The organism is Abiotrophia defectiva ATCC 49176 (assembly GCF_000160075.2).
GTDB lineage: Bacteria > Bacillota > Bacilli > Lactobacillales > Aerococcaceae > Abiotrophia > Abiotrophia defectiva.
The window spans coordinates 201,499-226,338 of record NZ_KI535341.1 but is presented as its reverse complement, the minus strand read 5'-3'; the positions used below and the strand labels follow the sequence as shown (position 1 = coordinate 226,338).

At 52.0% G+C, this 24,840-nt stretch carries 22 protein-coding genes; 16 read left to right on the top strand and 6 right to left on the bottom strand.

Annotated features, from left to right (window positions below; genetic code table 11):
• Positions 1-958: 958 nt before the first annotated feature.
• The 5 genes from GCWU000182_RS08475 (at position 959) to GCWU000182_RS08455 (ending at position 7,482) form a co-directional block, all read left to right on the top strand.
• Positions 959-2,287: an extracellular solute-binding protein gene (locus GCWU000182_RS08475; protein WP_023392406.1), complete on the top strand. Its 1,329-nt coding sequence runs from the start codon at positions 959-961 to the stop codon at positions 2,285-2,287.
• 108 nt (positions 2,288-2,395) lie between these two features.
• Positions 2,396-3,265 (top strand): carbohydrate ABC transporter permease, encoded by an 870-nt coding sequence (locus GCWU000182_RS08470; protein WP_035364837.1) that lies wholly within the window; start codon positions 2,396-2,398, stop codon positions 3,263-3,265.
• Entirely contained in the window at positions 3,262-4,083 is an 822-nt protein-coding gene (locus tag GCWU000182_RS08465; RefSeq protein ID WP_023392404.1) for a carbohydrate ABC transporter permease, read from the top strand. The genes GCWU000182_RS08470 and GCWU000182_RS08465 overlap by 4 nt, the downstream gene beginning before the upstream one ends.
• Before the next feature lie 23 nt (positions 4,084-4,106).
• Positions 4,107-5,147 carry a LacI family DNA-binding transcriptional regulator gene (locus tag GCWU000182_RS08460; protein WP_023392403.1) on the top strand — a complete coding sequence of 347 codons (1,041 nt, stop codon included), beginning with the start codon at positions 4,107-4,109 and terminating at the stop codon, positions 5,145-5,147.
• Positions 5,140-7,482 (top strand): glycoside hydrolase family 31 protein, encoded by a 2,343-nt coding sequence (locus GCWU000182_RS08455; protein WP_023392402.1) that lies wholly within the window; start codon positions 5,140-5,142, stop codon positions 7,480-7,482. The genes GCWU000182_RS08460 and GCWU000182_RS08455 overlap by 8 nt, the downstream gene beginning before the upstream one ends.
• Before the next feature lie 399 nt (positions 7,483-7,881).
• Here GCWU000182_RS08455 and GCWU000182_RS08450 read toward each other — a convergent pair whose 3' ends face one another.
• On the bottom strand, positions 7,882-9,330 hold the full coding sequence (locus GCWU000182_RS08450; protein WP_023392401.1) for an aspartate kinase: 1,449 nt from the start codon (positions 9,328-9,330) through the stop codon (positions 7,882-7,884).
• Positions 9,331-9,489: 159 nt separating this feature from the next.
• On the opposite strand from GCWU000182_RS08450, the gene GCWU000182_RS08445 reads away from it, so the two are divergent.
• Positions 9,490-10,686, top strand: a complete 1,197-nt coding sequence (locus GCWU000182_RS08445) for a homoserine dehydrogenase (RefSeq protein ID WP_035364835.1) — start codon at positions 9,490-9,492, stop codon at positions 10,684-10,686.
• A 12-nt stretch (positions 10,687-10,698) separates the two neighbouring features.
• Positions 10,699-11,583, top strand: coding sequence for a homoserine kinase (gene thrB, locus GCWU000182_RS08440; RefSeq protein WP_023392399.1), 885 nt, complete (start codon positions 10,699-10,701; stop codon positions 11,581-11,583).
• 45 nt (positions 11,584-11,628) lie between these two features.
• Here thrB and GCWU000182_RS08435 read toward each other — a convergent pair whose 3' ends face one another.
• Positions 11,629-12,216, bottom strand: a complete 588-nt coding sequence (locus tag GCWU000182_RS08435; protein WP_023392398.1) for a hypothetical protein — start codon at positions 12,214-12,216, stop codon at positions 11,629-11,631.
• A 25-nt stretch (positions 12,217-12,241) separates the two neighbouring features.
• Positions 12,242-13,261, bottom strand: coding sequence for a YeiH family protein (locus GCWU000182_RS08430; RefSeq protein WP_023392397.1), 1,020 nt, complete (start codon positions 13,259-13,261; stop codon positions 12,242-12,244).
• A gap of 146 nt (positions 13,262-13,407) precedes the next feature.
• Here GCWU000182_RS08430 and GCWU000182_RS08425 point away from each other — a divergent pair, with 146 nt between their 5' ends.
• From GCWU000182_RS08425 to GCWU000182_RS08415, 3 genes are all read left to right on the top strand, one after another.
• Complete coding sequence (locus GCWU000182_RS08425; protein ID WP_035364833.1) at positions 13,408-14,091, top strand: NAD(P)H-dependent oxidoreductase; 684 nt, start codon at positions 13,408-13,410, stop codon at positions 14,089-14,091.
• 51 nt (positions 14,092-14,142) lie between these two features.
• A complete protein-coding gene (locus GCWU000182_RS08420; protein WP_023392395.1) occupies positions 14,143-15,900 on the top strand; it encodes an alpha/beta hydrolase family protein in 1,758 nt (585 codons plus the stop codon).
• Positions 15,901-16,024: 124 nt separating this feature from the next.
• Positions 16,025-17,098 (top strand): hypothetical protein, encoded by a 1,074-nt coding sequence (locus GCWU000182_RS08415; RefSeq protein WP_023392394.1) that lies wholly within the window; start codon positions 16,025-16,027, stop codon positions 17,096-17,098.
• A 31-nt stretch (positions 17,099-17,129) separates the two neighbouring features.
• On the opposite strand, the gene GCWU000182_RS08410 is transcribed toward GCWU000182_RS08415, so the two are convergent.
• From GCWU000182_RS08410 to GCWU000182_RS08400, 3 genes are all read right to left on the bottom strand, one after another.
• Entirely contained in the window at positions 17,130-18,173 is a 1,044-nt protein-coding gene (locus GCWU000182_RS08410) for a sensor histidine kinase (RefSeq protein ID WP_023392393.1), read from the bottom strand.
• Positions 18,170-18,865 (bottom strand): response regulator transcription factor, encoded by a 696-nt coding sequence (locus GCWU000182_RS08405; RefSeq protein ID WP_023392392.1) that lies wholly within the window; start codon positions 18,863-18,865, stop codon positions 18,170-18,172. Before GCWU000182_RS08405 ends, GCWU000182_RS08410 begins: the two co-directional genes overlap by 4 nt.
• Before the next feature lie 172 nt (positions 18,866-19,037).
• On the bottom strand, positions 19,038-19,805 hold the full coding sequence (locus GCWU000182_RS08400) for a DM13 domain-containing protein (protein ID WP_023392391.1): 768 nt from the start codon (positions 19,803-19,805) through the stop codon (positions 19,038-19,040).
• 200 nt (positions 19,806-20,005) lie between these two features.
• Between GCWU000182_RS08400 and GCWU000182_RS08395 the strand changes: the two genes are divergently transcribed.
• The 6 genes from GCWU000182_RS08395 (at position 20,006) to GCWU000182_RS08370 (ending at position 24,735) form a co-directional block, all read left to right on the top strand.
• Positions 20,006-20,518 carry a hypothetical protein gene (locus GCWU000182_RS08395; protein WP_023392390.1) on the top strand — a complete coding sequence of 171 codons (513 nt, stop codon included), beginning with the start codon at positions 20,006-20,008 and terminating at the stop codon, positions 20,516-20,518.
• 125 nt (positions 20,519-20,643) lie between these two features.
• Positions 20,644-21,162 (top strand): hypothetical protein, encoded by a 519-nt coding sequence (locus GCWU000182_RS08390; RefSeq protein ID WP_023392389.1) that lies wholly within the window; start codon positions 20,644-20,646, stop codon positions 21,160-21,162.
• Between the two features lie 5 nt (positions 21,163-21,167).
• On the top strand, positions 21,168-21,692 hold the full coding sequence (locus GCWU000182_RS08385) for a hypothetical protein (RefSeq protein ID WP_023392388.1): 525 nt from the start codon (positions 21,168-21,170) through the stop codon (positions 21,690-21,692).
• A complete protein-coding gene (locus GCWU000182_RS08380; RefSeq protein ID WP_023392387.1) occupies positions 21,682-22,179 on the top strand; it encodes a hypothetical protein in 498 nt (165 codons plus the stop codon). Before GCWU000182_RS08385 ends, GCWU000182_RS08380 begins: the two co-directional genes overlap by 11 nt.
• A gap of 205 nt (positions 22,180-22,384) precedes the next feature.
• A complete protein-coding gene (locus tag GCWU000182_RS08375; protein ID WP_023392386.1) occupies positions 22,385-23,884 on the top strand; it encodes a manganese-dependent arylsulfatase in 1,500 nt (499 codons plus the stop codon).
• 2 nt (positions 23,885-23,886) lie between these two features.
• The gene (locus GCWU000182_RS08370; RefSeq protein ID WP_023392385.1) at positions 23,887-24,735 is read left to right on the top strand and encodes a formylglycine-generating enzyme family protein; all 849 of its coding nucleotides are present in this window, start codon (positions 23,887-23,889) and stop codon (positions 24,733-24,735) included.
• Positions 24,736-24,840 lie beyond the last annotated feature (105 nt).

The window sequence follows — 24,840 nt, the reverse complement described above, 5'->3', positions numbered from 1 at the left end:
AGCATTCCTTGATACTTGCTTCCTGGCTAGACCCCACCTTAATAAGACTGAAAGACGTCTCCTGCGCCCATTTGTGGTGTGTCCTCCTTTCTTTTATTGTTCAACTTAAGTATAGCACGCTAAGAATAATTGTCTAGAGAGATTTGTGAGAAAAAAGCTTTGGTGCTGCCGCCGGTCAGCTCACTAGTGTTGGAAAAATAGCTGTATGCTCTTGCGTTAGTGGTCCACTCTGATTTTGCCGGAAAATAGGAGAAATCACCGATTTCGCATGAGCCAGTGGTCCACTTTCCGGAGTGGACCACTGGCTCCTTAGATTTTGCCAGAAACCAGGGAAAAGCCTCGATTTCGTGCCAGCTAGTGGTCCACTCTCCAGAGTGGACCACTGGCTCCTTTGATTTTGCCGGAAACCTGGAAAATACCCCGATTTCGCATGAGCTAGTGGCCCACTTTCCGGAGTGGACCACTGGCTCCTCTGATTTGGCCGGAAACCCGGGGAAAGCGCCGATTTCGCATGAGCTAGTGGTCCACTTTCCAGAGTGGACCACTAGCTCCTCTGATTTGGCCGGAAACTGGGGAAAAGCGCCGATTTTGTGAGAGCTAGTGGTCCACTTTCCAGAGTGGACCACTGGCTCCGTTGATTTGGCCGGGAAGCCGGGTAAAAGGCCCGATTTCGTATGAGCTAGTGGTCCACTCTCCAGAGTGGACCACTGGCTCCTTAGATTTAGCCGGAAACCAGGAGAAATCGCCGATTTGGTATGAGCTAGTGGCCCACTTTCCGGAGTGGACCACTAGCTCCTTTGATTTTGCCGGAAAAAGGGGGGAAGGCTCCTCTGCTTTAGACACAAATCAGGAATTTCCTCTAAAACAAAAAAGAAAGCGCTTGACAAACTCCAATCCTAGTGCTACACTCAAGTAAAGGTTAAACGTTTAACCTAAACACGAGAAAGGACTGTTCCCTATGAAAAAACCGTTGATGAAGTCACTGCTTGTGGCCTTTTCTGCTTTGTTAGCTACCAGTGTGGTGCCCCTCAGCTCTGCTCAGGCTAACGACACGCTCGGCCAGAAAGTCCAATATGATACCAAGGCGCCTGTTAATGATGGCAAGGATATCAGCATTCAGTATTGGACCTGGAATGACGGCGACCCAGCTATCAAGTTAGCGGAGTCCTACCAAAAGTTACACCCTAATGTCAAAATTGAAGTGGTTAACCATCCTTGGGATGATTACTGGACCAAGTTGCCATTGGCTTTACAAGGTTCGGATGGTCCAGCCATTTTCAATATTCATAACTCCCAAGACAAGTTGCTGTCAAGCTACCTAGAAGCCTATGATATTCCAACCGAAGATCTCAAGGCAGACTTCACTGGGGTAGAGCCTCATGTCGTGGACGGTAAAGTCAACTATCTCGATATCGTCATGAATACGGGTAACATCTACTATAACAAGAAGATGTGGCAAGCAGCCGGTTTAACGGACAAGGATATTCCTAAGACCTGGGATGAGTTCCGCCAAGTGGCTAAGAAATTAACCATCAAGGAAGGCGACAACCTAGTTCAAGCCGGTTTCAACTGGAATGGCTCCTATGCGGGTCTCTATCAAGGCCTCAACTACCAAAAGGGGACCTTGCTCTTCAAAGAAGATGGCACCACCCCTAATTACAATAACGAGACCACCAAAGAAAACCTCAAGTTCCTCGTAGACCTCTATGAAGTGGATGGCGTGGGTTCTAAGGACTTCGGGACCGACGATACCCAAAGTTTCGGTAACCAACAATCTGCTATGGTTTACAAATGGGGCTGGTTCGCTAACGAGCTTAAGACCAAGTATCCAGATGTTGAATATGGTGTCTTCGCGACTCCAACCTTCAGCACGGATCAGCCTTTTGCTTATGACCGCTACAACGGCGAAAGCACCCCAGGTATTAACAAGAACCAATCAGAAGAACAAAGAAAAGTGGCCCAAGACTTCCTCAAGTATCTCTTGGCTAACGACCAATACTCATTAGAAGCAGCCAAAGCCTATGCTTCTTATCCAACCAAGAACAGCGTCCAAGAAGATCAATCACTCAAGTCAGACCCTGTCTTATCAGTCATTGCGCCACGTATTAAGAAGTTGATTTGGCCTGGCCCATTCCCTGCTACCATGGAAACCAGTGCCAAGAAGGCAGCCGAAGAAGTGCTCTATAATGGCGTGGATTTGGATTCAGCCTTAGAAAATGCGCAGCGTCAAATGGAACGCGACATGCGCAATGAGTCCTTCAAGTCGCTGGAATCAGCTTATCAATAAGAATAGCAGATCTGCCCTAGGCCACTCGGCATGAGGCAGCATCTCAATCTGAGAGTGAGGGGGTAGTCAGCTACTCACTCACTCTCGTTGTTAAAAGGAGTTAAAATGATGAATATCCTGAAAAAACAACTCAACTTTCGTAATGTGTCGGTCCTCTTCCTGATAGTTTATTTTGCCGTTTTCCTCTTCTATCCCATCTATAAGGCCTTTGCCGGGAGTCTGCATGACTGGAATCCGCTGACCCAGAAGTACAACTATATTGGTTGGGAGAACTATCGCTTCGTATTAGGGGATAAGCTCTTTTGGAAGTCGCTGACTAATACCTTGTTCTTCACCGCTATCTCGACCGTCTTGCGGTTGGCAGTGGGCTTGGCCTTGGCCCTCATGCTCTTCTCGCGCATGACCAAGATGCGGACCTTCTTCCAAGGCCTCTTCTATATGCCGACTGTCACCCCAATGGTGGCTGTCTCCTTCGTCTGGATGTGGATGTTTAATCCTCAGTTTGGGCTTATTAATCGCTTCTTCCATCTGGACATTAACTGGCTCAAGAACTCTAACTGGGCCATGATTGCCATTATCATCATGACCGTCTGGAAAGATTTTGGTTATGCGACGGTCCTCTTCCTAGCGGGGCTCATGGGCCTGCCGGAAGAGGTCTATGAAGCTAGTCGCATTGATGGGGCCAATGGCTGGCAGACCTTCAAGAATATTACCCTGCCCTTGCTCAAGCCAGTGACTCTCTTCGTTACCATTACCTCCCTCATTTCCTACTTCCAAACCTATATTCAAGTTCTGATTATGACGGAAGGGGGACCGGGGACTTCAACTTTTGTTATCTCCTACTTAATTTTTGACGAAGCCTTCGTCAACTATAACTTTGGGACGGCTTCGGCCATTGCGGTCATTCTCTTCGTCGTCATTGCCGTGCTAACGCTCTTAATGTTCCGCTATATGGATATGGGAGGTGACCAACAATGAAATCTAAAGGCATCTTAAGCCTGATTTTGAATCTGATTTTGGCGGCTTTGGCCATTATCACCATTATTCCCTTTATCTGGATGCTGGTGTCTTCCTTTGCGCCCAATAGTGAGATTGTCAAGTTAGGTGGGGGTCTCTTCCCAGGCATGTCCACCTTCAACAACTACACCAATATTCAGGAAAAATTCAATTTCATGGGCATGTTCTGGAATAGCTTGATGATTTCGGTGACCATTACGGCCATTATTATCTATACCTCCGCGCTCTTTGGCTTTATCTTCGCCAAGTTCACTTTCAAAGGCAAATCCTTGCTGTTCGCGGTGGTCATGAGTACTATGATGTTGCCATGGGCCGTCACCATTATTCCTAAATATGAGATGATGGTTAAGTTCGGTTGGCTGGATTCCTATAAGTCTCTGATTATCCCAAGTATGGTCAGCGGCTTCGGGATCTTCATGTTCAAACAAAGTATCTCAGGTATCTCCAATGAGCTGATTGAAGCGGCGCGGGTCGATGGGGGTTCGGATTTCTACATCTTCCATCGTCTGATCTTGCCTATGTCACGCAACACCATTTCCAGTTTAGCCATTTTCCAATTCCTATGGAGTTGGGAAGATTTCCTCTGGCCTTACTTGATGATTAACACCAAGTCCAAGCAACTCTTAGCTGTTGGGTTACGTCAATTCAATGGCCAGTATGGCACCGACTACGGCGGCCTCTTCGCTGCCACGACCATTTCAATCATTCCGATTGTCATTGTCTATATTATTTTCCAAAAACGATTTATTGCCGGGATTGCGACAGGTTCCAGCAAATAATCGTCAGATTTGAGGCGACCCCAATGAAAAAAGCAACCCTAAAAGACATAGCCCAAGCCGCCAATGTCAGTATCGCGACCGTATCCAATGTCTTGAATGACCGCCACCACAAGGTCTCCCAGGAGACGGTAGCCCAGATTCAAGCCCTGGCCCAGGAACTGCAATATATGCCCAACCTCAATGCCAAAGCCCTAGTGACTAAGGCTTCGCGCTTGGTCAGTGTCTTGTTCTATAGTGGTGGACGGGATTTTAATTATTCCGACCCTTTTGTGGCTTCGCTCCTAGAGGGCATTGAGCGCATTGCCAGGCAAGAGAACTACTACATCCTGCTTCATAATATAGAGAGCCTAGAGGCCGTCCACCAAGTCAGACGTCAGTGGGCCTTTGCAGGTCATATCGTGGTAGGCTGTGATGCTCATATGGCAGCGGCTATGATAGAAAGTGTCAGCGAGCCCTTGGTCTTCATCGATACCTATTTGACGGCGCAAGGCCAGGCCCTAGTAGAGTCTTCTGACCATGTGCAGCTACTCAACTCCAAGGACTATGACCTAGCCTATGCCGGAGTAGAATTGCTAGCCCGCAGCCAGGGCTTGGACCTAGCCTTCTTAAGCTATCAATTTGAGCCCGACCAAGTGGGGGTTATTCAGGCCCGTTATGCGGGGGCCAATGCGGCCTATCAGGCGGCTGGCGGCCAGGGGGATTTGCCCATCTACCTCAACACTAAATTGGATGACTTGATTAAGGACCTGTCCAACTATCGGGGCCTGATGGTGACCGCCGATGTCTTGGCTATGGAATTAGTCAAGGTCAGCCAAAGCCAGCTAGGCCAGTGGGACCCAAATCGGCGCCTCATGAGTTTTGATAACATTCCTTATCTTCAGTATTTGGCGACCGAGGTCAACACCATTGACCTCAATCAAGTCCACAAGGGGGAAGAGGCCATGGCTAGCTTGAGCCGCGTCTTACAGTCAGGTCAGACCGCTCACGACCAGCGCCAGCAATACATCCCCGCCAACCTCATCAACAAGAATTTATCCTTAGAAGGGAGTACTAGCCATGATTAAAGCTGTCTATGGAGACTATCAGCCCTTGGCGGCGCCGGGGGCCATTATTCAGGGGCCCCATTACCGCTTCACTATTCTGACTTCCCGCTTGATTCGGGCCGAGTATAGTCCGACGGGGACCTTCTATGACGGTCAAACCCAGATGGTCTTGAACCGGGACTTTCCTGTGCCTCACTATGAGATTCGGGAGCGGGAGGACCTCCTGGAAATCATCACCGACCATGTGCTCATTCAATATGACAAGCAGGCCTTCTCTAGAGAGGGCTTGGTCTTCAAGCTGCGGGGTTACTTCAGTATCTACCACAGTGATTGGCATTACGGCGACCCTATCCAAGACTTGGGCGGGACGGCTCAAACCTTGGACCACGCCAATGGGGCGGTGCCGCTGGAGCGGGGGCTCATGTCCCGCTTTGGCTTCAGCGTCTTAGATGACAGCCAGAGTCTGCAGCTGACCCAGGATGGTTGGTATCAGGTTAAGCAGGGCGACAGCCTAGACTTCTATTACTTTGGCTATGGCCATGACTACCGGGCTTGCTTGGCCGACTTCTATCGTTTGACCGGGCCCCAGCCCCTCCTGCCTAAGTATGCCTTGGGCAACTGGTGGAGTCGCTTCTATCGCTATAGCGAGGCGACCTATCGCCAGCTGATTGAGCGTTTTGAAGCCGAGGGTCTGCCTTTCACCGTGGCGGTCATCGATATGGATTGGCATGTGGTTTCCGTTCCGCCTCAATATGGCAGTGGCTGGACCGGCTACACTTGGAATGAGGAGCTCTTCCCAGATCCTGCGGGCTTTATGGCCTGGCTCCACCAGCATGGGCTGCGCATTACCCTTAATGTCCATCCGGCCGATGGGGTGCGGCCTTTTGAGTCTATGTACCAGCAAATGGCCCAAGAGCTGGGCCTAGACTGGGAGGGCGGCGAATATGTGGTCTTCGACCCGACCTCACCTCGCTTCCTAGAAGCTTATTTCAAACACCTGCACCATCCCAAAGAAGAGCAGGGGGTAGACTTCTGGTGGATTGACTGGCAACAAGGCCAGACCGTCAAGGGCGTGGACCCACTCTGGGTGCTCAACCACTATCACTACCACGATATCCAGGCCCGTGGCCCTCAAGGCATCACCTTCTCGCGGTATGCCGGACCGGGTAGTCACCGCTATCCAGTGGGCTTCTCGGGCGACAGCCATATGACCTGGGAATCGCTGGACTTCCAGCCTTATTTCACGGCGACAGCCAGCAATATCGGCTACGGTTGGTGGAGTCATGATATCGGCGGCCACATCTTCGGCTACCGCGACAATGAGCTGGCCTTGCGCTGGTACCAGCTGGGAGTCTTTTCTCCTATTATGCGCCTGCATAGTTCGTCTTCAGAATTCCTAGGCAAAGAACCCTGGCGCTATCCGGAGCCATATGCCAGCAGCATGAAGGACTACTTGCGCCTGCGCCACCGGCTCCTGCCTTATCTCTGTACTATGAACTATCGGGCGGCCCATCAGGCTCAGCCCCTGATTGAGCCCCTCTATTATCAGCATCCGGAAGAGGAGGCGGCCTATGAGATTGCTAATCAATATTATTTTGGTAGTCAAATCATGGTCATGCCCCTAACTCAGCCGCGTCATAAGGGCAGTCTCTGTTCCCGTTTCGATGGCTGGCTGCCGGAAGGAACCTGGTATGATATCCAGACTGGCTTGGCCTATAGTGGGGGCCGGCGCTTGTCCATTTATCGGCCGCTAGAGCGCATGGGCCTCTTCGCCAAGGTGGGCGCCATCCTGCCCCTGTCGGGTGATGATGCAACTAATAATTCGCTAGCCAACCCAAGCGTTCTGGAGCTGAGAATTTATAGTGGCGCCGATGGCCACTTTGATTTGGTGGAAGAGGCTGAAGGTGATACTGTAGCTGACGGCACGGCCTTCCTTACGACCGGAATGACCTTTGTCGATGGCAAAGCATTCCAGTTGGCGCCTCAAGGGACGGGGCTTCGGACCTATGAGCTGACCTTTGTAGGGGCTTGTTTGTCGGACCTAGAGCTAGCCGGCCAGGGTCGCCTAGTTGAAGTTAGTCACAATGACCAGGGCGACAGCCTGGTGCGCCTTGAAGCCGACGGGCCCGTGACCCTCTCCTTCAAGCAGACGCCACGTGACTCGCAGCAAGTCCGTCTAGATGTTATTTTCTCTTATATCGAGCAAGCCCAAATGGAAAACCAGGCCAAGGACCAAATCTGGGCCCTGGTTAAGAAGGACCTGCCGCTGGCCTATAAGATGCTGGAACTCCAAGGTCTAGGCCTAGAGCCGGAGCTTGTGGCGCCCGTTATTGAGTTGCTGGTGACGGAGCCTTAGCCCTCGCCCCGAGCTAGTGGTCCACTCCGTCGAGTGGACCACTAGCTCGGGCTTTTAGGCCAGAAAAGGGTGGTTTGCGCCGAAATTAGATGAGCCAATGGTCCACTTTGCCGAGTGAACCACTAGCTCGGGCTTTTAGGCCGGAAAAGGGTAGTTTGCGCCGAAAATGGAAGAGCCAGTGGACCACTAGCTCGGGTGTATAGGCCAGAAAAGTGCGGGTTTGCGCCGAAATTAGATGAGCCAGTGGCCCACTCCGTCGAGTGGACCACTAGCTCGAGCCCATAGGCCAGAAAAAAGGTGATTAGGCCGCAATTGTGTGCGAGCCGCCAACCTCAACACAAACCGGCAGACAAAAAGTGCAGCTCAGGTCCTGAACTGCACTTTTCTCATTTATCTGACTTATTCTCCTTGGGCGGCAGCGGCTAGGGTGGCTAGGGCTTCGCGTGGGAAGTAGGCTTGGTAGAGGCCTTGGAGGGCGATGTCTTCGTCCTCGGCCTTGATCATGAAGAGCATGCTGATTTCGGATGCGCCTTGGCTGATCATGCGGATGTTAATGTGGTTATCAGCAAAAGTCCGGCTGGCTGCGGCCGCCACCCCGACATTTTCCCGCATGGCTTCCCCGACGATGGCGAAGATGCAGAGGTCGTCTTCCACTTGGATGGAGTCAGGATTGAGCTTGTCCTGAATGGTGGCTAGGATGCCGGCCAAATGCTCGGGCGATTGGATATTTGCCGAGCGAATTACCAAGGAAATGCTGTCGATACCTGAAGGCACGTGCTCAACTGGCACGCCGGCTTCCTCGAAGAAGCGGATGGCGCGGCGCATGAAGCCCATTTCCCGGTTGAGCAGGTACTTGCTGATGGAGATGGCGGTAAAGCCGGTCGCCGAGCTGACTCCGGTCACTGGATAGCGAGGATCTAGCTCCTTCTTGGAGACGATCTTGGTGCCCTTAATCTCAGGCTGGTTGGTGTTACGAATCATGACGGGGATGTCATTGCGGTAGACTGGTTCCAGGGCTTCTTCATGGAAAATCCCGAAGCCGGCATAGGACAGCTCCCGCATTTCGCTATAGGTAATCTCCTTAATTGGGTGCGGCCGCGCGATTTTGCCCGGATGCATGGAGTAGATAAAGGACTCGTCGGTGTAGTTCTCGTAGAGGTCGGCGCCTAGGCCGTTGGCGATGATGGCCCCGGAAATATCTGAGCCCCCACGGGAGAAGGTCACGATGTCGCCACCCTTGGAGTAGCCGAAGAAGCCTGGAATAATGAGGACGCCAGCCCGGTCACGCAGTTTGGCGATTTGGGCGTAAGACTCGTCAAAGAGGCGGGCATTAGACGGCTCGTCCGTCACTAAAATGCCGGCTTCCTTAGGCGACACATAGTGGGCGTCAAGGCCCAGGCTGACTAGGTAGTGGCTGACTACTTGGGCGTTGAAGTCCTCGCCGCAAGCCTTGAGGGCATCGAGTAGGCGCTCAGGCTCCTGGATATCGGCTATGTAGCCATTTAGGGTATCTTCAAAGTAAGCCAAAAGCTCTGTCGACAGGCCTAACTCAATTAGGATGCTGGCATAGCGGTCCAGCACCTTTTGACGGGCTTCAGCCACTGGTTCAGCCTGCAATAGGGCCTCAGTCTGGTGGCCTACTTGTCCTACTTGTCCACCTACTGCCTGCACCGCGTCGAAGAGGGCGATGAGCAGGTCGGTGACCTTAATGTCCTCCGCGAAACGCTTGCCTGGGGCGCTGACGACGACGGCTTTAATTTCTGGTTTGCCTTGGATGATGGCGGCTACCTTCTTAATCTGGCCGGCGTTGGCCAGGGAGGAGCCTCCGAATTTTGCTACTATCATCATATCTATCCATCCTTCTATCAGATTGGCGCTAGAGCCTAACAGTTACTATGATACACTATATTTTGCCCAAACGATATACTTTCTTATGAAATTTACTTGAAAAAACAGGCCATTCCCACTAAACTTAGAGGAGTAGAATTGAAATGGAGGCGAGCAGGAATGAAAATCGCATTATGTGGTATTGGTACGGTAGGTGGCGGGGTCGTCAAGGTCTTAGCTGAGAACCAAGCCCAATTCCAAGCAAAATACAAAGAAGACCTAGTCATCACCCATGTTCTAACCCGGGATCCTGACAAGGTGGACCGTCTGGGCTTAGAATCAGCCGTCTTCACTGACCGAGTGGAAGATATTTATGAAGCGGACATCGACCTAGTGGTGGAAGTCATGGGGGGCGTGGACTTCGCCTATCAAGTTATCCGTCAGTCCCTGAGCCAAGGCCGTCACGTGGTCACGGCCAACAAGGATCTGCTAGCCCTCCACATTGATGAGCTGCAAGCCTTAGCCAATGAAAAGGGCGTCAGCCTGCTCTATGAAGCTAGTGTAGCCGGTGGGATTCCCATTATTAACGGGGTCCAAGTAGGCCTAGCAGCCAACCAAATTTCTGGCGTCATGGGGATTCTCAATGGGACCACTAACTACATGCTTAGCCACATGACTCAAGACGGCTGGACCTATGACCATGCCCTGTCTGTTGCTCAAGAAAAGGGCTATGCCGAAGCCGACCCAACCAATGATGTGGGCGGTTTTGATGCGGCACGTAAGATTACCCTCTTGTCTCGTTTAGCTTATGACACCCGTGTGGACTTCCATCAAGTCAGCGTCAAGGGGATTGACACAGTAGATGCCAGCGACATCGCCATTGCGGCCCAAGCCGGCTACACCATGAAGCTCTTGGGTAAGAGCACCAAGACAGCGGCCGGCATTCAAGTCGGGGTTGAGCCTGTCCTCTTGCCAAACGCCCATCCTTTATCTGGTGTTTCTGAAGCCTTCAACGCCGTCTATGTAGAAGGCAATGCGGTAGGCCAAACCATGTTCTGGGGGCCAGGTGCCGGTAGTCTGGAGACAGCTTCTGCCGTAGTATCTGACATCTTGCAAATTGCCGACCGTGGCTTCATTCCGGCTGTCTTGCCAAGTCAAGAATTAGCCATTGTCAGCCAGGAAGCGCCGGCTTGCTACTACCTGCGTTTTGACGCGCCAGCTAGCCATGTTCGCGCTGTCCTCCAAACCTTAGAAATTGGCTACTTAACCTTGGCTGAAGCGCCAGGCTTGACCATTAAGACCGAAGCCATCAGCCCAGCAGTCTTGACTAAGTTAGAAGCCAATGCCACTGTGGTAGCCCGCTACCTCATGGTCTAGGAGGCGGAATTCATGGTATGGCAAAAGGATTTTCCTGCCTCTAGTGCCAACTTGGGACCGGGCTTTGACTCCATTGGGATTGCGGTTGACCGCTATCTAACGGTGATGGCTCGTCCGGCTGAGCGCTGGCAGGTGGATTTTGAGACCGACTTTATGGCTGGCCTGCCCCAGGATGAGACTAACCTAGTAGTGGCAGTGGCCCTGGAAACAGCAGCCCGCTATGGCAAGACCTTAGCGCCCCTGCATCTGACCATGAAGAGTCAGATTCCCCTGACCCATGGCATGGGTAGCTCGGCTTCAGCCATTGTGGCCGGCATTGAGCTAGCCAATGATTTTGCTGACCTGGGTCTGTCGACCTTCGATAAGGTGCGCCTGGCCAGTGCCAAGGAAGGCCATCCCGACAATGTGGGGGCTTGCATCACCGGTGGTCTCTTCGTGGGCTACTATGAGCCGGAGACGGATCAACTCTTCTATCAAGTAGGCAACTTGGAAGGGGTCGGGGTCATTATTTCCACCCCAGCCTATGAGTTGTCGACGGCGGCAGCCCGCAGTGTCTTGCCTGAGGTCTACTCCAAGCCGGATTCCATTGCCCAGAATGCCCTGACCAGTGTCATGTTAATGGCCATGATGCAGGGCGATTACCCGACCATGGGTCAACTCATGATGCAAGACAAGTTCCATGAACCTTACCGTCAGTCTCTAATTGCAGAGTTCCCGGCGGTTAAGGCCACGGCTCTTGAAAAGGGCGCCTATGCCACCGTCATTTCGGGAGCGGGTCCTAGCATTTTGACCCTCTGTCCTCAGGAGCGAGTGGCCGACATTCTAGCGGCGCTTGAAGCTTCGGTGGACTGTCAGCACCAAGTGGTGTCGGTTCTGCCAGCCTTGGCAGACAAATAATATGAAAAAAGAGTCCAGCTCAGCTGGGCTCTTTCTTGTGTGAACTTATTTTTTGTGACTGACATCTTGGACCTGGGGCGCAAGCGCCTTAAGGTCGGTTAAGAAGCTAGCTAAGGCACGTTCGCGGTCGCCTGTCTGTCGGCCTAGGTCCCGCATTTCCTTGTGACTAGCCAGGTCGCGGCAGTAGACTAGGAGATGGGCTTCCTTGAGGTGGCGGCTGACGGGGACCTTTTGCACCTGGTAGCCCACGGCGGCGATTTGCTTGAGGGGGCAAATGTAGAGGCCTTGGGCGGTGATGACCAGGTGGTCCTTGTAGCAATAGAGGCCTAGATCGGAATTCCCGGCTTGGGCCTCTTGGCCTAAGCGGCTCCAGTCGTCGGCCAGTTCGGGATAGTGGCGGTAGAGGATATCATAGTCGCTCAAGATGCGTCGTCTTTTGCGCCAAGCATAATAGCAGAAGTAGCCCCCAATCCAAATGAGTAGGACTGACATGGCCTGGGCAATCCAGAGGGCATGCTGATAGTCACTTAGCATGAGGCTGGTGATATAAGTAAGGCCGAAAAGGCCACTGGCCAGGAGGGGCAGGCCGGCTAGTAGGGTTAAGAAGATGTCGACTTTATCGCGATGCTTCAAGGTCCTCTTCCTTTCGCTGCTTGTCTTAAGAATAGAAGAAATGAATGGCTAGGCTAGCAGTGACAATGACCAGGGCCCAAGAGAGGCCACCCAAGATAATGGACTGGCTACCGGCCCGGCGCAACTGTCTGAGATCAACGGCCAAGCCCACCCCAGCTAGGGCCGCAATCATGGTCAGGCGGGCCAGCAACTTGAAGCTGTCTAGCAGCCAAGTTGGAAGGGGCAGGAGGGAGCTAGCCAGGACCGCCAAGAGGAAGTAGGCGATGAAACTAGGAAAGAGGCGGCGGGCTTGTGTCCACAAGCTGACTTGAGCCCCTTGGCCGTCAGCCAATTGCGCGCTTGTCTGCTTATAGCGGGCGCCAACCAGGCCTAGGCAGACCGGCACAATGAGTAGGGTCCGGGCCATCTTGACGATAGTGGCGGTGGTGCCGGCGGCCTCACTAAAGGCGAAGCCAGCGGCCACGACCGAAGAGGTATCGTTAATGGCGGCCCCGGCGAAGAGGCCGAAGCTTTGGTCGCCATAGCCCAACCAAGCCCCTAAGAGAGGGAAGAGGAAAAGGGCCAGGGTGTTATAGAGGAAGATGGTGGTGATGGCGAAGGCAATCTCTGAGTCCTCAGCTTCCACAATAGGCGCAGCAGCGGCAATGGCCGAGCCACCACAAATGGCCGTCCCCATACCCACTAAGAGGGCTGAGCGCGACCCAATGCCCATCCAGCGGCCTAGGTAGCGGGCGCTCAAAAGGGCCACCGCCACGACGGGAATCAAGACCAAGTAGACCTTGAGGCCCACTGCTTGCAGTTTAGCAAAGGACAAGCCAAAGCCTAAAAAGACAATGCCGATTTTGAGCAGTTGGCCGCTAATTTGCTTGGCTGGTTTGGTCGAGGCAGGGGGTCGCCAGGCGGACAGGGCCATGCCCAGCAGAATGGCCAGTATGGAAGCCCCCAGGGCTGGCACCAGGCTTTCAATGGCATAGGCCAGGGCAGTGATAATCAGAATCTTGGCCCAGCAGGCCCAGTTGCTGTCAGAAAACTTAGAAAATGTCATGGTTGATATCGCTCCTTTGTCATCCTCTAGTATAACATAGTCCCGCCCCGCGCGCTAGTTGGGTCAGGGCTAGAAGAAAGCGTTTGTCTAGACTTAAGGGGACCAGTGGACTATACTAAAACAAAAGCCTAGAGAGGATGAATGCCATGACACAAGAAGCCATTCAAGAACAGATTCGTCAAGCCCTGGACCATCGGGTAGCCGTGCGGGTTTATGATGAAAATCGCGATATTTCCCGCCAGGATATGGACGTCATTCTAGACGCTGCCTGGCTCAGCCCTTCTTCAGTTGGCCTGGAAGGTTGGCGCTTTTTGGTATTGGACCGGGACCAAATTCAAGCCATCCGGCCTGACCTCCAACCCCTAGCCTGGGGTGCCCAACCGCAATTGGATACCGCCAGCCACTTTGTTATCCTCCTAGCGGAGAAGAACGCCCGTTATGACGGTCCTTCTATGCGGGCCAGCCTTATTCGTCGCGGCCTGACTTCTGACCAGGATCTTAATAGTCGTTTGCCCCTCTATGAAACCTTCCAAACCCAACACATGCGTCTAGATAGTCCGCGGGCCCTCTTTGATTGGACGGGTAAGCAGACCTATATCGCCCTAGCCAATATGATGTTGAGTGCTAGCTTGCTGGGCATTGATTCCTGCCCAATCGAAGGCTTCGATTATGAGGCGGTCAATGCCTTGCTAGCTGCCAAAGGTTGGTTGGATCCGGAGCGCGAAGGGGTGGCTAGCATGTTGTCCCTAGGTTACCGTCTCAAGGATCCTAAACACCCCCGTAGACGTAAGCCGCGCCAGGAAGTCATTTGCTGGCTGGGTGACAAGTAAATCCCCCCATGAATTTTCTCCAGCCCTTAATAAGTGAAAGGACTGAATGATATGACCCTATCGAGAAAAATGAAACTAAGCGCCCTGACCTTACTTTGTGCCAATCTGCTGGCTAGCCAAGCGCCTGTGCTAGCCCAAGAGGCCAATGACCAAGCCTCATCTAGCCAAGAAAGGGCTACTGTCGGCCAATACAGCTTGGCCTTTGACAATGCGGCTTGGCAATACGATGAGGCTAATGATATCTACTGGCAAGTCGGCGTGGTCTATGTCGCCAACCCTGCTTCCTTGGACTATGAGACCCTGGGTATTTATGTGCCGGGTGCCTATTTAGAGGCAACTGCCAATGGCGATGGGACCTATACTGCCAGCGTCAAGTCTGACGCCCAAGTGGGCCAATTTACCGCTGCGACTGCTCCTTATGTCCTACCGGTTAACACGCCGGGTTTTAATGCCTCTCAGGCACCAACCTGGCTTGCTGACGGCATTGCCAACTATACCCAGGCCGGGATGATTTATCTGCAACCTGGTATTCGTGGCCGCGACAACACCACCGATAGCCAGGGCCAAGAAGTAGTGGGCGGTGCACCATGGGGTGTCACCGACCTTAAGGCCGCTATCCGTTATGTTCGTTATAACAAGGATGTTCTGCCAGGTGACACCGACAAGATTGTGAGTTTTGGCCATAGTGGCGGTGGGGCTCAGTCTGCTGTCCTAGGGGCTAGTGGGGATTCGACCCTCTACAATCCTTACTTGGAAGCCTTAGGGGCAGCCATGAAGGACAAGGAAGGCAACCCAATTTCCGATGCACCTTATGGGACTATGACTTGGAGTCCCATTACCAGCTTGGATTATGCGGATGCTGCCTATGAATGGAACCTGGGTCAGTTCGCTGACAGCAATACGCGGGCAGAGGGTACCTTTACTCAGGCCTTATCCCAAGACTTGGCTAAGGAATATGCCAACTATATCAATCAGCTAGGCCTCAAACATGAAGGCCAAGCCTTGACCCTGACAGAATCTAGTGAGGGGATTTATACCCAAGGCTCCTATGCCACTTATCTAGAAGGGGTCGTCAATCAATCCCTCAATAACTTCCTAGCCGATACCAGCTTCCCTTATACCAGCGATGGTGCTGGTCCGGGTGGATCGACAGAATCTGTCACCTATGAGACGGCTCAAGCCTATATTGATAGCTTGAATGCTGAGACCCAATGGGTGACTTATGATGCGGCCACTAATACCGCCAAGATTTCCAGCCTGGCGGATTTCGCCAAGTATGTTAAGACGGCCAGCAAGTCTGTGCCTGCCTTCGATGCCTTGGACCGTAGTCTAGCGGAGAATGCGGTCTTCGGGGTAGCGGATGCCAATGAGCTTCACTTTGACCAGCTAGTGGCTCGCCTGCTCAAGAACAATCAGGCCAAGTATGAGAGTTTGACCGACTGGAACAGCCAGTATGTGACGGATTTTGAGTCTGACTTGGCTAAGACCGATAGTCTGGGTAAGACCATTGCAGAACGTCAGGACCTCTACAATCCAATGTTCTATCTGACGTCCGCTTATTCTGGCTACCAAACCTCTAAACCAGCACCTCACTGGCGGATTCGTTCCGGCCTTAGCCAAGGAGACACGGCCTTAACGGTGGAAACCAACCTGGCCCTAGCCCTAGAGAATCAAGCTAATGGGACTGTCAAATCAGTGGACTTTGCCACGGTTTGGGGGCAAGGTAATACCACAGCTGAACGGACCGGCCATGCGTCGGCTAACTTCATCCAATGGGTGCAAGAAATTGTAGCCCTAGACGCCAACTAAGTATTAAGCAACCCCTGGAATCAGCGAGTGACTGACCCCAGGGGTTTGTGTCGTCTTGACCGCTTTGTTATAATAGAAGGGACAAGAAGTAAGTCGATTAGATTCGGATGAAGGAGGAAGTGACGTGAAGAAAAGTCTCAAATACCTGCTGGTCTCGGCTCTGACTGCTAATGCCTTGGCCTTAAGCTGGCCAGGCTTCCAAGGGCAGGCGACTGTCAGTCTGGAATCTGCTAGTAGCCAGGAATCAGGGCATGAAGAGACCTCTGAAGAATGGCAGAATCATGATTGTGCACAGTTAGACCGCAAGGATGTCCTCAATCAAGTACGTAAAAGCCGGGACCTTTTGACCTCGGTAGCCCTCAAGGGAGTCTCTGGCGATCGAAGAAGCCAGTCAAGCTATCAAGCAGCCTATCGTTATGAAGCCAAGACTGGCAAGGTCCTCCAGGGTTATTTGGATTATAGTCAGGGGATTAACCATATGGAGGTCTACTATCTAGGAGATACCAACCACAAGTATCATCTCTATTCAGAGCGGACCAACAAATGGTCTGCCATCCAGATGCCCGAGGATTTTCGCTTGCGACCTAACTACCGTCTCATGCTAGACTGGATTCTGGACCATGAGGCCGACTTCCAGTTTGAAGAAGGGCCCCACGATTATCGTCTTAAGGTCCTAGAACGTAACTTTGACTTGTCAGACTTTACGTCTAAGACTTTGGGAATCACCTTAGTACCTGAAGACACCCCAGTAGAAGATATCTATAACTATATGGAAGTTCGCTTCAGCAAGGACGACTTCCAAATGACCAGTCTCAATTATCGTTGCCTGGATCCGTCCGGTGAGGTGCAGGGCCAATTTGAATTCTTTGGCTATAATCAATTAGAGTCTGCAGATTTCCGCTTGCCTGAGGGCGCTGAGCTAGATAGTGAACTATCTGGCTCTAGCCAGCAAGACCCGTCTTCCTCTGACGAGACCGAATCCCGTCAGCAGCGGGAGTCCGAGTCTTCTGGAGAAAACCGACCCCTGCCGCCTGGTGCTGTCTACCATGACCATGATCACAAGGCTTGGAGCTCACTTCTTGCTTATGCCCAAGATGGCGTCTATGAGCTAGTCTCACTCAAATGGCTGACTTGGGAGCCGGTCAGTCGCCTCTCTAGCCACTTGACCTGGCGGGCTCATCAACTATTTAGACCATAAGAAAAAGACCAGGCTAAGCCTGGTCTTTTTACTATGCTTTGAGAGGGAGCCATAAGCTGAAGTGGCTGCCTTGCTTGACTTGACTGGAGACCTCAATCTGGCCCCCCAATTGTTGGGCCAGAGTTTGGCTGATATAGAGTCCCAGGCCAGCGCCACCTGTCTCCCGATTACGGGACTGTTCGACACGGTAGAGACGGTCAAAGATATGAGGCAGGTCCTGGGCGGGAATGCCCATGCCTTGATCAATGATATGGAAGCCGATTCCTTGGCCTTCTTTTTGGATATGGAGTTGAATATGACTCTGCTCTGGCGAGTACTTGCTGGCGTTCTCCAAGAGATTGAGGAGGATACGAGATAGTTTGTCACCATCTGTCTGGATGGTCTCCAGCTCTGGCGCTAGCTTAAGCTCAAGTTCTTGTTTCTTTTGCTGGCAATGGGGTTGGATGCTAGTTAGCAGATGAATGAGAAAATCATCCAGTTGGAGGGTCTGAACCTGGATTTGACTAGTTTGCTGATTGGCTTGCTTCTCCATGAGGCCAACTTCCATAAGTTGCTGGGTCAGGGTCTTGAGTCGGTCGATTTGATGGGCCATGGCCTGCCAAAGGGCTTGCATTTCATCTTCTGACACCATCTGATCTTCTAGCGCTTCAACTTGATGCTGGAGAGCGGTTAGGGGCGTCTTAATATCGTGACCTAGGCTAGCCATGAGCTGGGTCTTGTCCTGCTCACTCTGGCTGAGAGCCTGGAAACTTTGGTTGAGGTCTTGAATCATGAGGTTGATGTTAGCCGTCAGCGAGGCCAGTTCAGCCGGTGATGGGATGGTCTGAACGGGCTGGAAATCCTGGTCGGCCACCCGTCTCACATCTCGGCTCAGTTGCTGGAGGGATTTGACGCTGGGCTGAAGTAGGCAGAAGCCCACTAAGGCCCCTAGCAAATTAGCCCCTAAGGTCATCCAGATAATGATATAGGCCACGTTCGGGGAGACTAACATTTGTTGCAGGCCCCACCAGACTAGCAGGAGGGCGCAGAGTGTGGAAGTAAGAAAGGCCAGGAAGACTAGCGAACGGAGTTTCATGAGTCACCACCTCCTAAGCGGTAGCCCAATCCCCAGACTGTCTCAATCTTAGGATAGGGACGCTGCCCCGCCAGCTTAGCTAATTTATCGCGCAAGGAGTGGATATGGACATTAAGGGTATTGGCATCTTCCATATAATCGGTCTCCCAAATCTTAAGGAAGAGTTCTGATTTAGCAAAGACCCGGCCGGGATTTTTAAGGAAGAGGGCCAGGAGCTGGAATTCCTTGAGTGAGAGTTGCAAGGGTTGGTCGTAGAGTGTGACGCGATGCTGGCCTTCATCGATGGCAAAGGGCGCATAGCTTAAGACCGACTGTCCCGCTTTCTTGGGCTGGATGCGACGCAAGAGATTCTTGACCCGCAAGGTGAGCTCCCGAGGGCTAAAGGGTTTGGTTAGGTAGTCGTCGGCTCCTAGGGTCAGGGAATAGATGCGATCGACCGCCTGATCCTTGGCCGTGATGAAGATAAAAGGCTGGTCTTCGCGTAATTGCAAGACGGCATCAATGAAGTCATAACCATCCATTTGGGGCATCATAATGTCCGTGATAATCAGATCAACGGCTTGAGCCCGGTAGTGGTCTAAGGCTTCCTGACCATTCGTAGCGGTCGTGACTTGATAGCCTTCCTTACTTAAGTAGCGGGTGACGATATCCAGGATGGCTGGCTCGTCGTCAACTAGGAGGATGTGGGTCATAAGGACCCTCCTTTCGATTAATGACTGAAATCAAAACCTACCTGATAGAGGCAGGGGCAATGCCATTATAGCATAGCTTGAGAGGGGAAGGGGTCAGTGACGCTTGCAGACCTTGAGCCCAAAGCACTTCAACCACCTGAAAGGACTTCAGGTGGTTGGGATGCTCGAAAGCTTATTTAAGGTCAGCTTGACCGAAGACTTCATGCGCTTCAACACAGTAGATTAAGACCTTGTTGTAGCCGTCTGCCTTCAAACCATTCAGGTCGTAGCTTTGTTCCATCATGTCACTGTCTACCGCACCGACTTCAACGGCTGTCTCTAATTTGCCGTCTTTGCTAAGGAGGACGTGGAGGTCAGGTGCCTTGTCGCTCTTGAAGTTGCTGAGTTTGAGTTGGTTCTTCTCGATGCTAACAGAACCCATGACCATCTTGCCATTGGCGCCCATGAGGTCGCCCATACGTTTCATGGCTTGGTCCATAGCCCCGTCAGAAAACTTAGTCAACATGGCAGAACCGAAGGTTTCATTGACTTTGTCGCAGTGGATGGTGAGGGTGTTGTATTGACTGAGGTCGACTTTGTCCAGTTTGTAGCCTTGGATGGCACCCTTGGCATCGACCTTGCCTAATTTGAGGCCATGTTCTACATCGCCATCCTTGGTTAGGTAGGCATTGAGGTCAGGGGCTTCATCACTTGAAAAACCAGTCAGCACGACTTCCTTAGCGGTAACCTTGGCCATACCCATGACCTTGTGTTTTCCTTGACCCATTAATTGGCCGACAAGGGCTTGATTCATTTCGTCTTTTTGCTTATCTTCTGGCATTTGGCTAGAGCTTGCGCTGCTTTCCTCAGCTAAGACCACTTGGGATAAGCTGCCGGCCCCGAGCCCTAGGCTTAGTAAGGCAACAAGGCTGAGTTTGGTTAGTGTGTGTTTGGTTGACATGGAAATCACTCCTTGGATTTATTTGATGACCTTACTATAGAGGGTGAAACTGAAGACTTTTTGAAACAACTATTAAGTCTTTCTTAACTTGTCGCTAACTATTTATTAAATTTGAGCGCCTTGACGGCTAGGTAAATAGAACCAGGCTTTTCAAGGGCTCCTTGCTAAGTTATAATGAAAGGACTAGAAAGGGTGAAAGCATGCAAGTTAGACAGAATGACGAAGCCAATCACTTACTATTTGAAGGCAAGGTGCGGGTCAGCCATATCTTTGGGGTGCGCTTCTTAGGCGGCCTCCTCATGGCCTTGGTCATGTTCGGTGGTTTTATCCTCAGCCTACATTTCTTGCAAGCAGTGGGCTTGTGGCAGGAGGACCTGAAAGGTTGGAGCGTGGCTTCCTTCATCATCTCGGGTATCTTGATTTGGATGCTGGGTGACTGGCTCCACAATAAGTTGTGGGAGCGATCAGTTCGTATCTTGGACCTAGGCGACCAAGTCTGCTTACAAGTCGGCCGTGACCAGGCCTACTATAAGTGGCAGACCCTCCGTAAGGTCAGAGCCTATCGCTTCTACTCTAGACGTGGACAGGTCAGCACCTATAACCTAGTCTTGGTCTTTGAGGGTCGCACCTACCGTTTCTCTTCATCGGATAAGAGTATGGTGGCCCTGAGCGAGCTAGGTCAAGCCCTCCAGGCCTATCTAAAGCAGGGATAAGCCATTAGAAGTAGCAGGTCAGGCCTTGTGCCTGGCCTTTTCTTATGGGATTCTTTCCAAGTAGGGCTAGGCTTCTCAAGCGGCGTTAGCTAAGTTATAATGAGAAGGTAAGGAAGGGTGATAAGATGCAATATCGAAATTCGAATAGAGAGGAAAAGCTACTCTTTGAGGGAAAGCTTCGGGTCAGCCATTTATTTGGCCTACGCTTCTATAGCGGTGTTGTCATCGCCATCCTCATGGCCTTCTTATTTGCCTATGGCATACATTGGCTAGTTACTTGGGGACTATTGAATCGGGATTTGCAGAAATGGAGCCTTGCCTATGTGCTAGTGACAGCACTTCTGAGCTTGGGCTTAGGTTTCTGGCTCTATGATTGGATCTGGAAGCGGACGGTGCGTATTGTGGACTTGGGGACTCAAGTCTTGGTGCAAGTAGGTAGCCGAGTGGATTGCTATGACTGGCGGGAGCTCCGCCGCGTCAAGCCCTCCCAGCTTCGCAATAAATCACGTCGCCTAGTCGTGGTTAGCCTAGTCTTGGTCTTTGAGGAACGCACCTACCGCTTGTCTTCATCCGATAAGACCATGGGCGCTCTAAGTGAGCTGGGGCAAGAGTTACAGGTTTATTTAGATCAGAGAGGGGACTAACTTGTATGATTATTGCTAAAAGCAAGCCCTTGGCACCAGGCCAAGAAGACCTGGTCATGACCTTGGATTGTCGGGTGTCTTATTTTTGGGGCGCTAAGGCCCTATCCTTCCTTCTCGTCTACTCTATCTTGACGCCTGTGAGTCTAGACTTGGCCAAGAGACTCAACTTGAACCCTAGGAGTTGGCTAGCTCTTTTGGTCTTCCTAGGGGCAGTCATTTTGGGCTGGTTGCTCTACAATAGCCTATGGAAACGCTCAGTCACCATCTACGATCGGGGCCAAAGCCTGGAAATCCTGATTAACCACAAGCTCTATCGCTATGATTGGACTAGCCTGCGTCGTGTCAAGACTTTCATCGCACCCAAACGTCATGGTGGAATCTTCAGCAAGACGGCAGTCCTCAAATTTCATGGCCGCAGCTTCTACCTGACCTCAGATGACCAGGTAGCTAAGCTAGAGTGGCTGATACAATATTTAGAAAAGGGTCTGAAGCGAGCCCAAAAAGGAGGCCTAGGCCAAAATGACAAGTAAAAACAAGTATCTACTGAATAAAGTCAAGCTAAGGGTCAGTCGCTTTGTCGGCCAACGCCTGCTCTCTATTCTGGTCTTACTAGGTCTAGCACAACTAGGCATCAAGGACCTTGTCAATTTCTTGTTGGACTTGGACCTCTACCCGCGCGATAATCAATATGGACCCTTATTGTTCGTTGTGTTACTGCTCCTACTATTTTTCCTGGCCAATGCCTTCTATAATTTTCTCTGGACACGAACCGTCACCATAGAAGATTTGGGAGATAAGGTTCGGATTGAGCTGGGCAGCCGTCACTATCTCTTGCCCTGGTCTAGCCTGCGCAAGGTGCGTTTGGATCGAACCACCAATCGGGGTAAGTTGGTCAGCGTGGACTTAATCTTAGTCTTTGAAAGCCGCTCTTTCCGCTTGACCAAGGACCAGCCCCTAGCTCCTCTCAGTGATTTGGAAGCCTATATGCAAGCTAAGTTAAAAAAAGCAAAATCTTAAGATGAGAGCCTGATCCAGAGTCAGGCTTTTTGCTTGGTTTAATTCTTAGGGTCAAGACGGGTTCAAGTTTGGCCCTGCTTTATAATTTTTGTTAATATTCTCATCTTTTTTAGTAGAAGATAGGCAATTTGATGCCATAGGGTGTATAATGAAAGCGAAGACAGGTCGTTGATCATGCGACCGAACGAGGAGGGACTCCACTACCATGACCAACAGCAAGCAACGCCCCAATGTGGTGCTTATTGTCGTCGACCAGATGCGGGCCGACGCCTTAGGCATTAACCAGGGGCCTGATTTTCTCTCGACCCCAACCTTAGATATGATGGCCAGCCAAGGCTACAATTTCGTCAATGCCTATTCGCCGGTGCCGTCCTGCGTGCCCGCACGAGCGGCGCTTCTCACTGGCTTGGACCAGGCCAATTCAGGACGGGTGGGCTACGAAGACCAAATGCCTTGGAATTTCACCCAGACCCTGCCCCAAACCTTCCGGGATGCCGGCTACCAAACCCAATGTATCGGCAAGATGCACGTCTACCCAGCTCGCAAGCGTCTGGGCTTTGATCATGTGACCCTGCATGACGGCTATCTGCACGTGGATCGCCACTATGATGGGGCTTATGGGGCTTCTTTTGAGCAATCCAGTGACTACCTCAAATTCCTTAAGGCCCAGTTGGGTCCTCAAGCCGATCTCATGGACGACGGCCTCAATTGTAATTCCTGGATGGCCCGGCCTTGGCCTTATGCAGAGGCTCTCCATCCAAGCAACTGGCTGGTGACCGAAGCCATTGAATTCCTCAAGACCAAGGATCCAACCGTGCCTTTCTTCCTCAAGTTGTCCTTTGAGAAGCCACATTCACCTTTTAATCCGCCTCAGTACTACTTTGATATGTACTATCAACTTCTGGGTCAAGACTGGGACCGCCACTTAGGCGACTGGGAGCAGCTGGTGGATGCCGTGCCTAGCATTGATAGTAAGAAAGGGCGCCTCAAGCCCGACGATCAACGGCGCTTGCTGGCGGGTTACTATGGTTTGGTGACCCATCTGGACCATCAAATTAGTCGTTTCCTGACGGCCTTGGAAGAGTTCGGCCATGCCCAGGACACTCTCTTCTGGTTTGTCTCCGACCATGGCGACCAACTAGGGGAGCATGACCTCCTCCGCAAAGGCTATCCTTATCAGGGCAGCATCCAAATTCCTTCCTTTATCTATGACCCTGGCCATCTGCTTGCGGCCCACCATCACACCATTCCGCAGCTGGTTAAGATTCAAGACATCTTCCCATCCTTGGTGGACCTGGTCTTGGGCCAGCAAGTGGCCACAGACGGGCGCAGCGTACGCCAGCTCTTGCTAGGTCAAATTGACGGCTGGCGGACCGATATCCATGGGGAACATGTTCTAGGCCAAGATTCCAGTCAATTTGTCCTCAATGAGCGCTATAAGTTAATCTGGTATCCAGTTCAGAATCGTTATCAGCTCTTCGACTATGTGGCCGATCCTCATGAGCAGGTCAATCTCTATGACCAGGCCGACTATGCGCCCGTCGTCTTGGAATTGACTCAGAAGCTAGTGGCATACTTAGCCAATCGTGAAGAGGGCTTTGTTGAGGATGGGCGCCTAGTGGCGCGGCCCTTGTCAGCCCTAGTGACCACCTTGTCAGCCGCCCGACGTGGGGATGTCATGGGTTATCCACGGCAGGAGGTCTAATTATGGAATGGGTTGATTTACCAAAAGGGCACTTCCAAATGGGGGCGCCCCTAGGACAAGGTTTTGTAGAAGACTATGAGGCACCTGCCGTCTCCATGCAGGTAGCGGCCTTCTCTGCGGCTACTACGCCTGTTACCAACCAAGAGTTTGCTGAATTTGTGGCGGCGACGGGCTATGAGACCATTGCTAGTCGGACGGGAGGCTCCTTGGTTTTTGAGGCCCTCCTGTCTGAAGACTTACAAGCCAAGGCCCCGCGAGTGCCGGGCACGCCTTGGTGGCGGGTAGTGGCGGGCGCCGACTGGCTGCATCCCTTTGGGCCTGAGGGCCCCCTTGCCACAGACGCCTTGGCTGACCACCCGGTGGTCCATGTCTCCTTGGCCGATGCCTTAGCCTACTGTCAGTGGGCGGGAGTGAGTTTGCCTACTGAAGCCCAGTGGGAGTATGCGGCTCGGGCTGGCCGGACCACGACCTTTCCGTGGGGTCAGGAACTAGAAGCCGATGGAATCTATCACGCCAATACCTGGCAGGGGGACTTTCCTCGCTTGAATAGCCAGGCGGATGGCTACCTAGGCACGGCGCCGGTCAAGACCTACGCCCCTAATGACTGGGGTCTCTATCAGGTCATCGGCAATGTCTGGGAATGGTGCGCCAATCCCCGCTATCAACTTTTGCAGGACTTTAAGCAGGCTCAGCCTCTTCCAAGCCTAGCTGACTTGAAAGGGGAGTACGCCATTCGCGGCGGTTCCTTCCTCTGTCACGCTTCCTACTGCCAACGCTATCGCCTAGGCGCCCGCAATGGGGCTGACGCCTTGGTGACGGCCAGCCATATTGGTTTCCGCTCTATCAAATAAGCTGCCACAAGACCTCTAAGTTGAAGGGGGTCTTGTGGCTTTTTTGTTTTCCAAATATAGAACAGGAAGACAATTGTTATAGCACAAGAAATGTCGTACCAAAAA

What these genes read in the sequence shown, in the direction of transcription:
- GCWU000182_RS08475 (WP_023392406.1), top strand. Translation starts at nt 959, where the DNA reads ATGAAAAAACCGTTGATGAAGTCACTGCTTGTGGCCTTTTCTGCTTTG.
- GCWU000182_RS08470 (WP_035364837.1), top strand. Translation starts at nt 2,396, where the DNA reads ATGAATATCCTGAAAAAACAACTCAACTTTCGTAATGTGTCGGTCCTC.
- GCWU000182_RS08465 (WP_023392404.1), top strand. Translation starts at nt 3,262, where the DNA reads ATGAAATCTAAAGGCATCTTAAGCCTGATTTTGAATCTGATTTTGGCG.
- GCWU000182_RS08460 (WP_023392403.1), top strand. Translation starts at nt 4,107, where the DNA reads ATGAAAAAAGCAACCCTAAAAGACATAGCCCAAGCCGCCAATGTCAGT.
- GCWU000182_RS08455 (WP_023392402.1), top strand. Translation starts at nt 5,140, where the DNA reads ATGATTAAAGCTGTCTATGGAGACTATCAGCCCTTGGCGGCGCCGGGG.
- GCWU000182_RS08450 (WP_023392401.1), bottom strand. Translation starts at nt 9,330, where the DNA reads ATGATGATAGTAGCAAAATTCGGAGGCTCCTCCCTGGCCAACGCCGGC.
- GCWU000182_RS08445 (WP_035364835.1), top strand. Translation starts at nt 9,490, where the DNA reads ATGAAAATCGCATTATGTGGTATTGGTACGGTAGGTGGCGGGGTCGTC.
- thrB (WP_023392399.1), top strand. Translation starts at nt 10,699, where the DNA reads ATGGTATGGCAAAAGGATTTTCCTGCCTCTAGTGCCAACTTGGGACCG.
- GCWU000182_RS08430 (WP_023392397.1), bottom strand. Translation starts at nt 13,261, where the DNA reads ATGACATTTTCTAAGTTTTCTGACAGCAACTGGGCCTGCTGGGCCAAG.
- GCWU000182_RS08425 (WP_035364833.1), top strand. Translation starts at nt 13,408, where the DNA reads ATGACACAAGAAGCCATTCAAGAACAGATTCGTCAAGCCCTGGACCAT.
- GCWU000182_RS08420 (WP_023392395.1), top strand. Translation starts at nt 14,143, where the DNA reads ATGACCCTATCGAGAAAAATGAAACTAAGCGCCCTGACCTTACTTTGT.
- GCWU000182_RS08410 (WP_023392393.1), bottom strand. Translation starts at nt 18,173, where the DNA reads ATGAAACTCCGTTCGCTAGTCTTCCTGGCCTTTCTTACTTCCACACTC.
- GCWU000182_RS08405 (WP_023392392.1), bottom strand. Translation starts at nt 18,865, where the DNA reads ATGACCCACATCCTCCTAGTTGACGACGAGCCAGCCATCCTGGATATC.
- GCWU000182_RS08400 (WP_023392391.1), bottom strand. Translation starts at nt 19,805, where the DNA reads ATGTCAACCAAACACACACTAACCAAACTCAGCCTTGTTGCCTTACTA.
- GCWU000182_RS08395 (WP_023392390.1), top strand. Translation starts at nt 20,006, where the DNA reads ATGCAAGTTAGACAGAATGACGAAGCCAATCACTTACTATTTGAAGGC.
- GCWU000182_RS08390 (WP_023392389.1), top strand. Translation starts at nt 20,644, where the DNA reads ATGCAATATCGAAATTCGAATAGAGAGGAAAAGCTACTCTTTGAGGGA.
- GCWU000182_RS08385 (WP_023392388.1), top strand. Translation starts at nt 21,168, where the DNA reads ATGATTATTGCTAAAAGCAAGCCCTTGGCACCAGGCCAAGAAGACCTG.
- GCWU000182_RS08380 (WP_023392387.1), top strand. Translation starts at nt 21,682, where the DNA reads ATGACAAGTAAAAACAAGTATCTACTGAATAAAGTCAAGCTAAGGGTC.
- GCWU000182_RS08375 (WP_023392386.1), top strand. Translation starts at nt 22,385, where the DNA reads ATGACCAACAGCAAGCAACGCCCCAATGTGGTGCTTATTGTCGTCGAC.
- GCWU000182_RS08370 (WP_023392385.1), top strand. Translation starts at nt 23,887, where the DNA reads ATGGAATGGGTTGATTTACCAAAAGGGCACTTCCAAATGGGGGCGCCC.